This is a genomic window from Vibrio sp. L3-7 (assembly GCF_963898195.1).
In the GTDB taxonomy this organism is placed as follows: domain Bacteria; phylum Pseudomonadota; class Gammaproteobacteria; order Enterobacterales; family Vibrionaceae; genus Vibrio; species Vibrio echinoideorum.
This window is the reverse complement of the sequence record NZ_CAWQUW010000023.1, coordinates 100,905-115,809: the sequence shown is the minus strand read 5'-3', so window position 1 is coordinate 115,809 and position 14,905 is coordinate 100,905. Positions and strand designations below refer to the sequence as shown.

14 protein-coding genes are annotated in these 14,905 nt (G+C 43.2%); 7 read left to right on the top strand and 7 right to left on the bottom strand.

The genetic code is table 11. The features are described 5' to 3' along the window. Nucleotides 1-64 precede the first annotated feature (64 nt). The 3 genes from AACW75_RS15565 to AACW75_RS15555 form a co-directional block, all read right to left on the bottom strand. Nucleotides 65-688 (bottom strand): 3'-5' exonuclease, encoded by a 624-nt coding sequence (locus AACW75_RS15565; RefSeq protein ID WP_145569072.1) that lies wholly within the window; start codon nt 686-688, stop codon nt 65-67. 89 nt (nt 689-777) lie between these two features. Then, nucleotides 778-1,182, bottom strand: coding sequence for a PPC domain-containing DNA-binding protein (locus AACW75_RS15560; RefSeq protein WP_145569074.1), 405 nt, complete (start codon nt 1,180-1,182; stop codon nt 778-780). 109 nt (nt 1,183-1,291) lie between these two features. After that, nucleotides 1,292-2,491 (bottom strand): DEAD/DEAH box helicase, encoded by a 1,200-nt coding sequence (locus AACW75_RS15555; protein ID WP_145569075.1) that lies wholly within the window; start codon nt 2,489-2,491, stop codon nt 1,292-1,294. Nucleotides 2,492-2,658: 167 nt separating this feature from the next. Between AACW75_RS15555 and bluB the strand changes: the two genes are divergently transcribed. From bluB to AACW75_RS15540, 3 genes are all read left to right on the top strand, one after another. Beyond that, complete coding sequence (bluB, locus tag AACW75_RS15550) at nt 2,659-3,315, top strand: 5,6-dimethylbenzimidazole synthase (protein ID WP_145569077.1); 657 nt, start codon at nt 2,659-2,661, stop codon at nt 3,313-3,315. A gap of 137 nt (nt 3,316-3,452) precedes the next feature. Continuing rightward, on the top strand, nt 3,453-5,108 hold the full coding sequence (locus AACW75_RS15545) for an ABC transporter substrate-binding protein (protein ID WP_237297462.1): 1,656 nt from the start codon (nt 3,453-3,455) through the stop codon (nt 5,106-5,108). Nucleotides 5,109-5,317: 209 nt separating this feature from the next. Beyond that, nucleotides 5,318-6,778, top strand: a complete 1,461-nt coding sequence (locus AACW75_RS15540; protein WP_237297461.1) for a hypothetical protein — start codon at nt 5,318-5,320, stop codon at nt 6,776-6,778. 121 nt (nt 6,779-6,899) lie between these two features. Here the strand turns inward: AACW75_RS15540 and AACW75_RS15535 are convergent, their stop codons facing one another. Continuing rightward, complete coding sequence (locus AACW75_RS15535) at nt 6,900-8,531, bottom strand: NAD(P)/FAD-dependent oxidoreductase (RefSeq protein WP_237297460.1); 1,632 nt, start codon at nt 8,529-8,531, stop codon at nt 6,900-6,902. A gap of 255 nt (nt 8,532-8,786) precedes the next feature. Between AACW75_RS15535 and fdxA the strand changes: the two genes are divergently transcribed. After that, nucleotides 8,787-9,110, top strand: a complete 324-nt coding sequence (gene fdxA / locus AACW75_RS15530; protein WP_145569083.1) for a ferredoxin FdxA — start codon at nt 8,787-8,789, stop codon at nt 9,108-9,110. 97 nt (nt 9,111-9,207) lie between these two features. On the opposite strand, the gene AACW75_RS15525 is transcribed toward fdxA, so the two are convergent. From AACW75_RS15525 to AACW75_RS15515, 3 genes are all read right to left on the bottom strand, one after another. Beyond that, nucleotides 9,208-9,942 (bottom strand): RNA methyltransferase, encoded by a 735-nt coding sequence (locus tag AACW75_RS15525; RefSeq protein WP_102312690.1) that lies wholly within the window; start codon nt 9,940-9,942, stop codon nt 9,208-9,210. A gap of 175 nt (nt 9,943-10,117) precedes the next feature. Further along, entirely contained in the window at nt 10,118-11,170 is a 1,053-nt protein-coding gene (locus AACW75_RS15520; protein ID WP_145569084.1) for an aldo/keto reductase, read from the bottom strand. A 350-nt stretch (nt 11,171-11,520) separates the two neighbouring features. Next, nucleotides 11,521-11,667 (bottom strand): hypothetical protein, encoded by a 147-nt coding sequence (locus AACW75_RS15515; protein ID WP_017074830.1) that lies wholly within the window; start codon nt 11,665-11,667, stop codon nt 11,521-11,523. Between the two features lie 348 nt (nt 11,668-12,015). Here AACW75_RS15515 and pepT point away from each other — a divergent pair, with 348 nt between their 5' ends. From pepT to AACW75_RS15500, 3 genes are all read left to right on the top strand, one after another. Beyond that, entirely contained in the window at nt 12,016-13,248 is a 1,233-nt protein-coding gene (pepT, locus tag AACW75_RS15510; protein ID WP_145569086.1) for a peptidase T, read from the top strand. Nucleotides 13,249-13,325: 77 nt separating this feature from the next. Continuing rightward, nucleotides 13,326-13,793, top strand: a complete 468-nt coding sequence (locus tag AACW75_RS15505; RefSeq protein ID WP_135457329.1) for a DM13 domain-containing protein — start codon at nt 13,326-13,328, stop codon at nt 13,791-13,793. A 165-nt stretch (nt 13,794-13,958) separates the two neighbouring features. Then, nucleotides 13,959-14,801, top strand: a complete 843-nt coding sequence (locus AACW75_RS15500) for a mechanosensitive ion channel family protein (RefSeq protein ID WP_017074833.1) — start codon at nt 13,959-13,961, stop codon at nt 14,799-14,801. Nucleotides 14,802-14,905 lie beyond the last annotated feature (104 nt).

Sequence of the window (14,905 nt, the reverse complement as noted above, 5' to 3'; positions counted from 1 at the left end):
TTGTAAGGCTGATCTCACGAAACGAATCAGCCTTTATTTCATTCTAGGGTTTGTGTTTGAGCGTTTAATTTCGATTACTCATTAGCAGCTTTGGAATAGATCCTTTAGCGGTCTTAGATATTTTCTGCATCAATTGAAAGCTTGGCTGTTGAATGCCGTGGTCACTTTGCAGTTCATCAATCATCAATAACCACAACCGTGCTGTCATTTCTGAATCGGCTAACGCTCTGTGGAAAGTACCATCGTTGTCGATATTTTTGAAACGTACAAGGTCACCCAGTTTATGAGTGGGTGCGTCTTGAATCAGGCGGCGAGCAATCAACATTGAGCAAGCAAATTGGCCGTTATAATCTCGACCTATAAAGTCTAATTCGGCATCAAGAAAACGCTTATCAAATGACGCATTGTGGGCCACAAGTTGGCTGTCTTGGATAAAGTCGGCAAAATCATCCATGACTTCTGTGCAGCTTGCTGCGGTGCTTAGCATGCGGTTGCTGATTCCGGTATAGCTTTCAATGAATCCACTCACGCGAAATCCCGGGTTCATGAGCTGCTGGAAGGTGCCGACGACTTCGCCGTTAACCAATTTAACCGCACCGATTTCAATCGCTCGGTCACCCATGTTTGGTGATAAGCCTGTGGTTTCGAAATCGAGAACGATAACGGAGTCTGCGGAGTTTGGAGCCATCGTGTTTCCTAATACTATTTATTTAGTTGTATCGCTTTATATGGAGCGCTTGGTGTTGCTATGGGGCAAATCTATTGCGTGGTGTTGTTCTATTGCGTGTTGCTGCTAATAGTGAGCTCAGTGTAACCCGTCGAATCATCATGCTCTCTGTTGAAGGTCAAAGTGTTGTAGCGGTGAACAATCAATTCAGCGGTGGTCGCGATAATCGTCCCTTCAAGCAAGTGCCCGCCAATTACATTGCCATTTTCATCAGCAACGGATATATGAACATGTTGGTGGTTCGGGGTTAGCGTTGCCATCACAGATACGATTTCGAACGGAGCTTTTATGAGCTTAGTGTTGTTCGCGTTAGCTAAACGAATATTGAGCTGTGAAACACACCCGACACAAGACGCAATAGAGCCTGCCGAGATATTGTGCGTTGTCACTAGTTTTTGGATCTCAAGCTTTAGATCTTGGCCTCTAGTTAATCTCGTTACGATAGGGGTGATCATCTAGTTACCTGCCTTGTATTCGTGTTTCAAAGAACAAAACGAAGCCGTATTGGGCTTCGTTTCATTTATATTTTGATTAACGCGACTCTCGCATTGTCTAAATTTGAAATTACTCAGGTTGCTGCAGGTCTCTTTTCTTTTTAGGCACGAAGTTCAATACAGAGATTGGCACTTCTTTACGTGGTTCGAAACCTTCAACTACACGTCGTTCAATCAAGTGACCAAGACGTTTTTCAATAATACATAGGTTCTTGAAGTTGTCTTTCGATAGGAAAGAGATCGCTTCACCAGACGCGTCCGCACGGCCTGTACGACCAATACGGTGAACATAGTCGTCCGCAGGGAATGGGATGTCGTAGTTAACTACGCGGCTTAGGTTATCGATATCGATACCACGCGCAGCAACACCAGTCGCAACCAAGTATTTTAGGTTACCTTTCTTGAAATCAGCTAAGATTTTTTCACGAATCGCTTGGCTACGTCCACTGTGGAAAGCCTCTGCTTGGATACCACGTTTTTCCAGTTGAGCAACTAACTTCGCCGCGCCGTGCTTGGTTTCAATAAAGATAAGCGCTTGGTCCCAATCACCATCAGTAATCATATGGCTCAATAGTGCCGACTTACGATCTTTATCTACTGTCACCAACCACTGTTCGATGTTCGCTTTAGAAGCGTCAGTTTTGGCAATAGAAATCTCTTCTGCTTCATTGATTGCGCTTTTCGCTAGGGCACGGACAGGCGTTGATAGCGTCGCTGAGAACAACAGGTTTTGGATGTTTTGTGGTAAACGCGCGATGATCTTGTTGATGTCTTCAATAAAACCCATGTCTAGCATGCGGTCAGCTTCATCAAGAACCAGAACTTCAACTTCATCAAAGTGAACGGCACGTTGTCCGTACATGTCGATCAAACGGCCTGGTGTTGCCACAAGAATATCTACGCCTTCAATAAGACGATCTTTCTGGTGTTGGTAAGACACGCCACCGTACATCGCTAATGATGTAAGGTTTAGGAACTTCGCGTACTTAGTAATGTTCTGTTCAACTTGAACCGCAAGCTCACGCGTAGGTGTAAGAATAACGGCGCGAATGCGTTTTTTACGCTGTGTTTCACCTTCACTTAGCATTTCTAAGATAGGGAGAACAAAGCTCGCAGTTTTACCTGTACCTGTTTGTGCAGCAGCAATAAGGTTCTTACCAGAAAGTACAATCGGAATTGCTTTTTCTTGAATAGAGGTTGGCTTTTCATAGCCTTGTTTTGCAACGGCTTTAACAATAGGTGAGCTTAATCCAAGCTTGGAAAATGGCATAAGTTTCTCGGTATGATTTGGCTAAATAGCGATGGAAAGGTTTAACAATCTTATACAAGGATAAGATTAATGGCGGCATTCTACCATGTTGCTTGTGTACCGCTAGTAACATAGACACTTTAGTTGGATAATACTGACTCAATAAGACGACGATAAGACAGGGATGTATGGAAATTACGCCGAATGAACGCGATGCAGTATATAAAACGATTTTTTCTCGCCGAGATATTCGTGGTCAGTTTCTTCCTGATGAGATCCCTGAAGACGTTTTGATGCGAGTGTTAACCGCTGCGCACCATGCTCCCAGTGTCGGTTTTATGCAACCTTGGGACTTTGTCGTCGTTCGTGATATCGAAACCAAGCAACAGATCAAAGCAGGCTTCAATCAGGCTCATGCCGAATCCACAGAAATGTTCACCGATAAAAAACAGGCGATGTATAAGCGCTTAAAGCTGGAAGGTATCGTCGAATCACCGATCGGCATCTGCGTGACTTGCGACCGCAATCGAACCGGGAAGGTTGTTCTAGGTAGAACCATCAAACAAGAGATGGATTTGTATAGCACCGTGTGTGCGGTTCAAAACCTGTGGCTCGCGGCAAGAGCTGAAAACCTAGGGCTAGGTTGGGTGAGCATCCTGCATGACTCAACACTGCGAGACGCATTAGATATCCCGGAAGACATCGATATTGTGGCGTACTTATGTATCGGCTACGTTGACCACTTCAAAGATAAACCCGAGCTTGAAACCATGGGTTGGTTACCAAGAAGAGACGTCAATTCTGCGATTCATGAAGGGAAGTGGAACTCTAGTAAATCGGAGTGACATAAAGGCTCTTGTATCTATGTAATGTATTGATATTAAGTGTCAAAACTCGTTATAGATATTTCAGTATAAGGTTGAATTTAAAAATCCATACTGATATTAATGACACTTGATTCACCGCTCTAGCCTGGAATCCAATGAACGACGCTAACTTACGTAGACTTCAACAGCTTACTGCAAAGTACGAATTAGGCGAAGAGTACCATCTCACGATCGATGATCTAGAGCATTCGCTTTCGACTTCGCGCAGAAACACCTCGATAGTTCTGAAATGCTTATCTGAGTACCACTGGATTTGTTGGATTCCGTCCAAAGGGCGAGGGAGGCTTAGCCAATTTAAAATTTTGGTTAGCTTTTCTGAAGCATTAGAGCAAGTTTTAGCACTTCAGTTAGAGCAAGGCCGCTTTAACGTTATTCCTCGCCTTCTAGAAAGCTATGGTGCAGCAGCGATAAAGGCACTGACATTAGCGACTGAAAAACATAGTTTGTTCAATGAACAGCATGATCATTTGCTGATTACTCAATACCCATGGGTTGATAATCTTGAGCCTGCTAAAACATACAGAATCGCTGAACATCAAATATTAAGAAGTATCTACAATACTTTATTAGTTCAAGATCATGAGGGGAATCCCCAAGCCAGCCTCGCACACCATTGGAAGATAGAAGGTCGCTTTCTGCACTTTTGGTTAAGGCCTAATGTGTTATTCCATGACGGCGATACTTTAAGTGCGAAAGATGTTGCTCAATGCTTGTTACGGTTAAAAAGTATCAATGGCCCTGTACAGTCTTTATTTGAGCAGGTCAGTGATGTTCAAGTGGTTGGTGATAAACAACTGACTATCGAGCTGACACATGCAAATCCTATGTTTATATATGCGTTGTGTAGTGCACATGCGTCTATTTACCGTTGTAAGCGAACGTATTTCTCTAGTGGGCGCAGTGCCTATTTGGGAACGGGTCCTTTCTCATTAGACGATTGGAGCGAAGAAAGTCTCGTTCTAAAACGTCATCGTGGCTATTTTGCTCAAAATGCTTTGTTGGAACAGATAACGCTTACCGACATCGAAGGCCTAAACGATCACACCTTGAGTTTTAATAGATCTGGTGTCGCAGAAGAAACCACTATCAATGCACTTTCGTACCTTGCGGTTAATCGTAGGGAAGGCTCAGGAATTACCCCTGATGACTTAGACAGGTTGGTATTGTTTATCAAATCCAGCAGTAAAGAGTTTGACGCCGATATGATGACGGACGACTTGTCTTTCTCGCCTAGCGAATTAACGAGCAGTATCCTCACTCCTGCTTTGACGGGAACTGTTGTATTAACACGACCTAAAATGACGATTCCTTTGCTTCAAGATATGGCGGATTGGCTGCAGCAAACTATTGCAAAGACTGGCGTTACTATAGAAGTCGTCGAGCTTCCTAATATTAGTGACCCTAGCTCAATGAGTGAATCGGCAGACCTGTTATTTATCGAAGAAATTATTGAACAGCCAAAAGATTATGGTCTTTACGATTGGTTACTTGCTGCATCTGGACTCAGATTTATTTTCAATAGCCCTGAGATGAAGGAGCATTGCGAGATAGTTCGATCAGCCGTCAGTGGCGATAATCCAATTGACAGGTTGAAACAAATTGAACATTCGCTTTATCAACAGAAGCTACTTTGTCCGTTATTTCGCGGTAAAGAGAAGGTGTCTAACAGTGTTGAGGTTCATGGCGTAGAGATAAACAAAACTGGCTATAGCGATTTTTATAAGCTTTGGATATCTTCGAGCGAGAAGTAATTAATCTATTTTTGAGTGTATTCCCTTCTTTTATAGCGTCTTGGTTAAAATGAAAACATGCATGAATTGCCTATCACCCTTTCATGTTTCTTTTGAATACTAATCGTTACCATGACTCACCATGACTCACCATGACTATAAAAGTCATTCTCGGTCATCCCCCCAATGACAGTTCTACACATTAATCAATTTCATTAGGATCTCATCGAATGAAACTTAAGCTTATTTCTATCGCACTTATCGCTGGTGGCCTTACGGCTTGTGGCGGAGGAGGCGGTGGTAGCAGTACCAGTGCTCCCGCTCCTCAAACAAAAACCTTACAAGGTGTGGCTATCGATGGTTATATTTCAGGGGCGACCGCGTTTTTGGATATCAATTATAACGGTGTGTTAGATGAAGGTGAGCCAAGCAGCATCACAGACGATGAAGGCAGCTATCAGTTATCTTTAACGGGTTCTAATTCTGACTGCATGGACTACGCTCCAATCGTAGTGAACGTACCGGTCGGCGCAATTGATGCGGATAGCCCAAACTCGCCGATTACTGAACCTTATCAGTTAGTATTTCCGCCAGTCATGACGGTGAGTTCTGATTTAGAAATCAAGTCAACGACACCATTAACCACAGTGTTATGGAACGAAATTCAAGCTGATTTGCACAAAGGTGGCTTAAACAGTTGTTCAGCTTTGAAGCAAGCCGTAAACACCCAAAATAGCATTATCCAAAATGTGAAAGAGCATGATTTCCGAATTGCCAATCGATACAACATCGCAGTTGAGGACTTGTACGGTGATTTCGTTAAAGACCAAAATACTGAGCTCTATGACTTAGCGCAAAAAATGATGCCGGCTATCAAAAAGTCGTATCAAGAGACAAAAGAGATTCAAAAAGAGAATCCAAAAGCCCAACAAGCTTATGTTGATTATTACTGGGAGCATTGGGATTACGCTAAGAAGAACGAAATAAATAAGTGGTATAAAGTTAAAACAGTGATGACCGCTGACAAGCTGATTGTTATTGAACATGAAGTGTCAGCTGATCTGCAGACAGAACTGGTTTTAAATAAACATATTGAGCGCAATGGCCAGAAGAAAATTGGCTTAGAGTATGACAAGGAAGCTTGGTTCTCATTGAGTAGCGATGGAACGGAATATTCATGTTCGGTGCAAGAGACCATCAAGCAGCAAGTTCTGCCTAACTCATTGACTACCTTTGGCGTGATGAACCGTGGCTGGTCTAAACAACCTGATTGGGAAAGTTGCTCTGGTCAAGACGTTGGGGCGGGCTTTATGCAAACCTTGACGGCAGATATTGTCGGTGATTACAAAGATCAGTCTACTCAGGTACAAGCGAAATTTAATTTTGAGAATAACGCGCCACACCCGGAGTGGGTTGATCTAGGCGATACATTGGATAATGTGTCGCGCAGTGACTTTGATGCGCTCAATTACCTATCGGTAGATTTTGATGACAACAGTTCATATGGCGCTGATAACTGGAACAGACATAAGTATGCGTACATTGAAAATACGCCGTTTGATTACACTCAGACGATAACGTCTAAATATTCTCAAGGTAACTGGACTAAAGGTTATTATTACCAGAATGGAACAAGTCGATTTGAGTGTTCAGATGATGGTGTGACTTGGTCAAAAGACACTTGTAAGTAAAGCCAGAGTCGATACCGATTAAATCTAGATAATCCGTACGCAATAAAAAATCCAGTGTCTACAAGGCACTGGATTTTTAGTTTTGGCTGACCGCTATTTAGTTTTACTTTATCAAAAGCGCTTAAGCGATCTCAATTTTCTCAGCTTGGTTCTGTTCTGCCATTGATATCGCTAGTGCTTCTGCAGCCTTAATACCATCGATACCAGCAGACAGGATACCACCAGCGTAGCCTGCACCTTCACCTGCAGGGAAGAAGCCCTTTAAGTTGATGCTTTGGTAGTCTTTGCCACGCTTGATGCAGACAGGAGACGACGTACGAGTCTCAACACCGGTTAGTAGGCCGTCTGGTGTAGAGAAGCCTTTGATCTTCTTCTCGAACGCAGGGATTGCTTCGCGAATCGCTTCGATAGCAAAATCAGGTAGCGTTTTTGAAATATCCGTTAGGTGGATACCTGGTGTGAATGATGGTTTTACTTCACCGATTTCGCTTGGATCACGGCCTTTTAGGAAGTCACCGATTTTCTGTGCTGGGGCGTCGTAGTTTTCACCACCAAGTACATAAGCCCCTTTTTCTAGCTCACGTTGTAAACGGATACCAGCCAATGCATCACCTGGGTAATCACGTTCAGGGTCGATACCCACCACGATGGCGCTGTTTGCGTTACGCTCAGCTCGAGAGTATTGGCTCATGCCATTCGTTACCACGTGACCTTCTTCAGACGTTGCAGCAACTACAGTGCCACCCGGACACATACAGAAGCTGTATACAGTTCGGCCATTCTTGCAATGGTGAACCAATTTGTAGTCCGCAGCACCTAAGATAGGGTTACCCGCATTCTTGCCGAAGCGAGCTTCGTCAATCATTGCTTGTTTGTGTTCAATACGGAAACCAACAGAGAAAGGCTTCGCTTCCATGTAAACGCCACGTTCGTGCAGCATTTCAAACGTATCACGAGCACTGTGGCCAACAGCCAGTACTACGTGACGAGTTTTAATCTCTTCACCGTTAGAAAGCGTCAAGCCAGTGATTTGACCATCTTCCATATGAACGTCGTCTACGCGCGTACTGAAACGAATTTCGCCGCCTAGTTCAATGATAGAAGCACGCATCTTTTCGATCATAGTAACCAGTTTAAAGGTACCGATGTGCGGCTTACTTACGTATAGAATCTCTTCTGGTGCGCCAGCTGCAACGAATTCTTCGATTACTTTACGGCCGTAGTGCTTTGGATCCTTTACTTGGCTGTAAAGCTTACCGTCAGAGAAGGTACCAGCGCCGCCTTCACCAAACTGTACGTTTGATTCAGTGTTCAGTGTACGCTTACGCCAGAAACCGAAGGTATCTTTAGTACGCTCACGAACTTCTTTACCGCGCTCAACGATGATCGGGTTGAAGCCCATTTGAGCAAGCACTAGGCCAGCGAACAAGCCACAAGGGCCAAAGCCGATAACGACAGGGCGCTCAGTTTGGTTCTCAACCGCTTTCGCCACAAATTTGTACTCCATGTCAGGAGTCACTTTTACGTGTGGGTCGCTGATGAATTGCTCTAGCAGCTCAGCTTCGTTTTCAACGAGAACGTCAAGCGTGTAGATAAGTAAGATTTTTGATTTCTTACGAGCATCGTAGCCACGTTTAAAGATATTAAAAGAAAGTACCTGATCAGCGTTAATGCCAAGCTTTGCTTCAATAGCGTCTTGAATGGCTGACTCTTCATGGTCTAGTGGGAGTTTAATTTCGGTTAAACGTATCATTTTGATGTCTCGTTTTTATAGGTGTCTTAGCTCGATCGTATTCTTAATACAGAGTTTGATGAAAACGCTGATGTTGAAAGAAGCGATAAGCTCACAATGGCGCGCATTTTACGAGAAATTGATTTATCTGTCATACTAATTTGGAAACATGGAGCAAATAGACTCGATATTAGAGCCTTATGATGTTGAATTTTGCTTTGGGATGAGTATTATCCCCCATTCTTCAATTTTGACTAACTTATAGAGCAGAGCATCATGGCATTTGTCGTAGGCGATAATTGTATCCAATGTAAATACACAGACTGTGTGGCGGTATGCCCCGCAGATGCGTTCCATGAAGGCCCGAATTTCATGGTAATCAACCCAATCGAATGCATTGATTGTGGGTTGTGTGTACCTGAATGTGACGCTCAAGCGATCTTCCAAGAAGATGATCTTCCAGAAGACCAAAAGATTTTTATTGCAGTGAATGCCGAGCTTGCAGAAATCTGGCCGGTACAAACAGAAGTAAAAGCACCAATGGATGACGCTGAAAAGTGGAATGGTGTGTCTGATAAGTTGGCAATGCTAGAAAAGTAACGATTAAAACGAACTCAAATAAAAAGGCGTATTGATTTAATCAATACGCCTTTTTATTTGTCTGAACACTGTCGACTGGCTCGTTAGCTTATGAAATCTAGCTATGCTGACGACGCATGTTGTCGAGAATGATGCCTGTCGCCATTGCCACGTTCAAAGACTCTGCGCCACCGAATGCTGGAATCGTAATCTTATCAGTTACGTATTTAGCCGCATGTTCACGAATGCCGTGAGACTCACTGCCCATCAATAAAATACCGTTGGCAGTAAACTCCGTCTTATGAACGCTTTCACCTTCTAAAAACGCGCCGTAAACAGGCAGGTTAGCTTGCTCTAAGTATTCAGGTAAGTCTGTTTGGCTTACGTGTACTCGGCCAAAGCTACCCATGGTTGCACTGATCGTTTTAGGGTTGTATGGGTCTGCACAATCGCTGCTCGCAACGATATGCTTAATGCCATACCAGTCTGCTACACGAATAATCGTACCTAGGTTGCCCGGGTCTGAAACGCCATCTAGTGCAATCATCAGCCCAGTTGCTTCTGGCAGTTCAAATGTTGGGATCTCAACGACAGCAATCGCCGCATTGTTACTCACCAAAGTACTCGCTTTGGTTAGGTCATCCAGCGAGGCTTCAACACAATCAAACTCAAACAGTGAAGCGTGATTTTCAGATAAGAAATCAGCGGTAGCAAAGACGTTCTTCACGACTAAGTCACTATTGAACAGCTCAAGAACGTTCTTTTCACCTTGAACTAGAAACAAGCCGTGGGCTTTACGTTGTTTCTTTTGGCCCAAAGCACGAAGGAGTTTTAATTGGTTTTTTGAAATCATGTTTTTATCCTAGATATAAGCCCGCGCATTATAGAGCAAAGGTTGGAGAACCAAAAGCGTGAGAGCTCAATGCGATCCACATAAAAAGCAAAAGCGACCCACTTAACAAAGAAAAGCGCACTAAATAGTGCGCTCTTGCGTGAATTACTGCCTAAGACTAGGCTAGCCCTATTATTTAATACGGAGCAGGGTAGCGCTTAAAGACGGTGTTGATATCGGTGAGAATCTCTTGTGATAGCGGCTTACTGAAAGCGACCACGTTCTCTTTCAGTTGTTCCATGGTCGTCGCTCCAATAATTGTAGAAGTCACGCCATCGACTTGATTACACCATGCCAAAGCCAATTGGCTCGGAGTAAATCCGTGAGCATTCGCTACTTCAACATATCCTTTTACGGCTTCATTGGCAGATTCTGTGTCGCGGAAAATACCTTTACGTTGCATGTAAGTCCAACGGCTGCCTTCTGGTCTTGCACCATCAATGTATTTGCCACTTAACATACCAGCAGCCAAAGGCGACCATGGTAGGTAAGCAACATCTTCATGCACGCAGTTCTCAATCAAATACGGCCAATCTTTTGTGTGCAGTAGGCTGAATTCATTCTGGATAGAGACCATTCGTGGTAAATCGTGCTTCTCGCTTAGCTTAAGGTAAGTGTTAATGCCCCATGTTGTGTCATCTGATAGTCCTACATGGCGAATCTTACCCGCTTTAATACAGCTCGCAAGTGCTTGGAGGATCTCCAACATTTCCGCTTCATGCTGCTTTCGGTCAATGTCACTGAATCGAATATGATTGGGGAAATGTTTACCAAAGTGAGGTGTTGTACGATTTGGCCAATGAAGCTGGTAAAGATCAATATAGTCAGTCTGTAGACGTTTTAGTGATGCATCAACAGCTGCTATCACTGCTTCACCGGTTATAGAGCCACCATCTCGAACCCAAGGTAGCCCCGGGCCTGCAATTTTACTTGCGATGATTAATTCTTGGCGGCGTTGAGGGTTGCGTGATAACCAGTTGCCGATAATTGCTTCTGTTTTGCCGTAGGTATCAGGAGAAGGTGGCACAGCATACATCTCTGCGGTATCAACAAAATTAATACCTTGGCTCAGGGCGTATTCGATTTGTTGGTCGGCTTGTTGTTGAGTATTTTGCAGCCCCCAAGTCATGCTACCAAGACAGATTCGGGAAACGGGAATTTGACTACTTCCTAGTTTTGAATATTCCATTGAATTCGGGATTCCTGTGGTTGAGTTCTCTGGTACTCGCATTATAGTTTTTGAAAAGGGGCGAGTGAGGAATGAAAACGAATATGAATTATTAGCACAAAATGGCACGACAAGGTATGGCTGGGGGAAGTTTAATGAGTCATTTCTCAGCGCAGAGAGTGAGTTAGCTGCATAGTCGTGGAGCTATAGATATAAAGCGGCGGAGTTACAATACGTGAATGGGTTCGACGCCTGAATAGGGCGTTATAAAAATAGAGAATAAAGAGTCAAAGACAAAAGAGCTCTACATCAACGAGAAGTAGAGCTCTTTTATTAGGGGTTCTATAAATACTGTCTGAGTATTGATTAAGTTACGAGGTCGCGTTGGTGTCAAACCCACCTTGAGATTGCGCCTGTTTTAGAGCTTCCTGCCTTTGAACTTCTTTCTCAGTCAATACTGGTTGAAGCGTTTCCTCAAAGGCTTGAGGAGATAAAATGAAATATTTATTAATCGTCATAACTGTGTCTCCGTGTAACGTATGACAGATTCTGCATCAAGGATAAATAGTGATCATCATCCACTTTGTACTTTTTTTAGGCTGAGAGCGAAGGGCGTAGAATGTGTACAAAGTCATCGTTTATCATCCGTATGCAATATTGAACTGACGAAACCCTCTGATTTCAAGTATAGGAAGCTCGTCTAATTTCGCACAATAATGATGTAGAGCAATTACATAGATGGTCAGGGGCGTAAGATGAAAAACCTCGTTACTGACTCTGTGTTCGTATTTGTTTAACGATGCATCGCTTATCGACATAATAATTAGGTCAGTAAATCAATTACTTAATCCATGGTGAGATGAATTATGGAAAAGCTTGTAGAACGCTTCCTGAATTACGTTACTTTTGATACTAAATCCGATCCTTCTAATCAGCAGTGCCCAAGTTCACCGGGTCAAATAACATTTGCTGAAGCCTTAAAATCAGAATTGATCGCATTAGAGTTAACTGATGTCTCTTTAGACGAAAATGGCTATTTGATGGCGAAACTGCCGTCGAATGTCGATTACGATGTGCCAGCGATTGGCTTTGTCGCACATATGGATACCGCTCCTGACGCATCAGGCGCGAACGTGAAACCTCAAGTGATTAAAGATTACCAAGGTGGCACTATTGAATTAGGCGCAAGCGGCGAATGCTTAAATCCAAGCCAATACCCAGATCTTGATAGCCTGAATGGTCATGACATCATCACTACCGATGGCACGACTCTTCTTGGGGCAGATAATAAGGCGGGTATCGCTGAAATCATCAGTGCGATTGCTTACCTTAAAGCGAATCCAGACATCAAACACGGCGATATTTGTATTGGCTTCACGCCAGACGAAGAGATCGGCCGTGGTGCGAATCTGTTTGATGTTGAGATGTTTGGTGCCGAATGGGCGTATACCATTGACGGTGGCCCAGTAGGGGAGTTGGAATTTGAGAACTTTAATGCCACGAGCGCCGATGTTATCTGTCATGGCGTGAACGTTCATCCGGGTACCGCAAAAGGTAAAATGGTCAACTCGATGAACATCGCTGCGCAATTCCAATTGATGATGCCAGCACAAGAAACACCAGAATGTACCGAAGGTTATGAAGGTTTCTATCATTTGAAATCAGCAGAAATGGGTGTAGCTCGCTCTGAACTGGGTTACATCATCCGTGATTTTGAGCGTGAGGGCGTAGAAGCACGCAAGACTTTCATGCAGCAAAAAGTGGATGAGTTGAACGAACGTCTAGAAAAAGGACGTGTTGAATTGGTGCTAACAGACAGCTATTTCAATATGAAAGAGATGGTGGAACCACATCAACATATTATTGAACTAGCGAAGCAAGCAATGATTGAATGCGATGTTGAGCCAATGATCAAGCCTATCCGTGGTGGTACTGATGGAGCGCGTTTGTCATTCATGGGACTGCCATGTCCGAATATCTTCACTGGTGGCTATAACTTCCACGGTATTCATGAGTTCATTACGATTCAAGGGATGGAACAAGCAGTAAAAGTGATTGTTGCGCTTTCCCAACGTACGGCAACGCACTACCAAGAATAGCCATTTTAAAACGCGATATCTCTTTGTATTTTTGAGAGTATTCAATAATACTCTCCTTAAGCATAAGGGAGTACGCGATGAAAAAGTTAGTTTTACTTTGCACCCACTTAGCCGTGGGTGCTTTTGGTTTTGGGCTTGGTGTTTATGCTCTGCCTATCTTGATAGAGCCAGATTCACCTTCAATAAATTCTGTTGAAGTGATCAGCCAGCAGGCGATTTATACCGGTGAGTTTAGCAAAGACCGACAAGACAGTGACTTTTTGCATTGGGGAGAAGGGAAAGTATCAGTCACTGAAAGTACGATCGCTTTTGAAGGTGAACTGGCACCGGGACCGGATTATAAAGTTTACCTATCACCTAAGTTCATTGAAACCGAACAGGCCTTCAATGATAGTAAAAGCGATTTACTGAGAGTCGGAGATGTAAAAACATTCGACCGATTTATGGTTGAGCTGCCTGAAGGTACTGATCTTAATCGATTTAATACGGTTGTGATTTGGTGTGAAACTTTTGGCCAATTTATTACTTCTGCCAAAATAAAATGATAGCCTTAGCTAAGCTGATTTAGGCACGCAAAAAAGCGCTCTATTTTTGAGCGCTTTTTTATAATGCTTTCTCAGCCAGTTCTTCAAATGCTAATTGTTGTAAAGCTCGTTGCTGTAAAGTTCGTCGTTATAAAGATTAATTGTTGTAATACAAAGGAATACGTAATGGAAAAGTTGTGGCAAGTGATCGATTTCTTACTCGCTAATAAGTTTATTTTTAGTGTGCTGATCATCTGCATTATATTAATAATCCGACGAATCACTTTGTCTCGAATCCGTGGTGATGTCGCTTTTCTCAGTGAAGATCAACGTAACTGGATGTCACGCACCAAGAACGGTACTTTTGCCATTATTATGGTCACTTTATTTGTGCTGTGGAAATCTGAAATCAGCGAGTTTGCACTGTCTGTGACGGCAATTGCAGTTGCTATAGTCGTTGCATCGAAAGAGATCATTTTGTGTTTTACCGGTTCTATTCAACGTGCGAGTTCACGTTCATTTAGAATTGGCGACTGGATTGAAGTGGGTAAAATTAGTGGTGAGGTGATTGAGCACAACTTGATGGCGACTGTGATTCAGGAAATCGATCTCTATCACGGGCAATATCACTTTACTGGTAAGACTGCGACATTACCAAACAGTATGTTCTTCACTTATCCAGTGAAAAATCTTAACTTCATGAAGCGCTATGTTTATCACAACTTCTTTGTGACGGTAAAAGATTTCGTCAACCTATATCCAATGGTGCCGGGTCTTATCGAAAAAATTGAAGAGCATTGTGAAGAATTTATTGATGTTGCGCGCCGTTATAATGGGGTGATTGAAAAGCACGCTGGTGTTGACCTTCCAGGTTCTGAGCCTCACATCCATATCACAAGCAGTTCAACGGGTGAGCAAGAAGTACATTTTATGATTTTCTGCCCAACAGAAAAAGCGATTCACTTGGAACAAGACATTCGTAAGGATTTTATGGAAGCCTACGCCATAGAATTCCCGACCAACGCTTAATACCTTTAGGCGTTATGCGTGTTTTGCTTACTAGATACTAGATACTAGATACTAGATATAGAGAATAAAAAGAAAGCCGAGAGCGATAATATCACTCTCGGCTT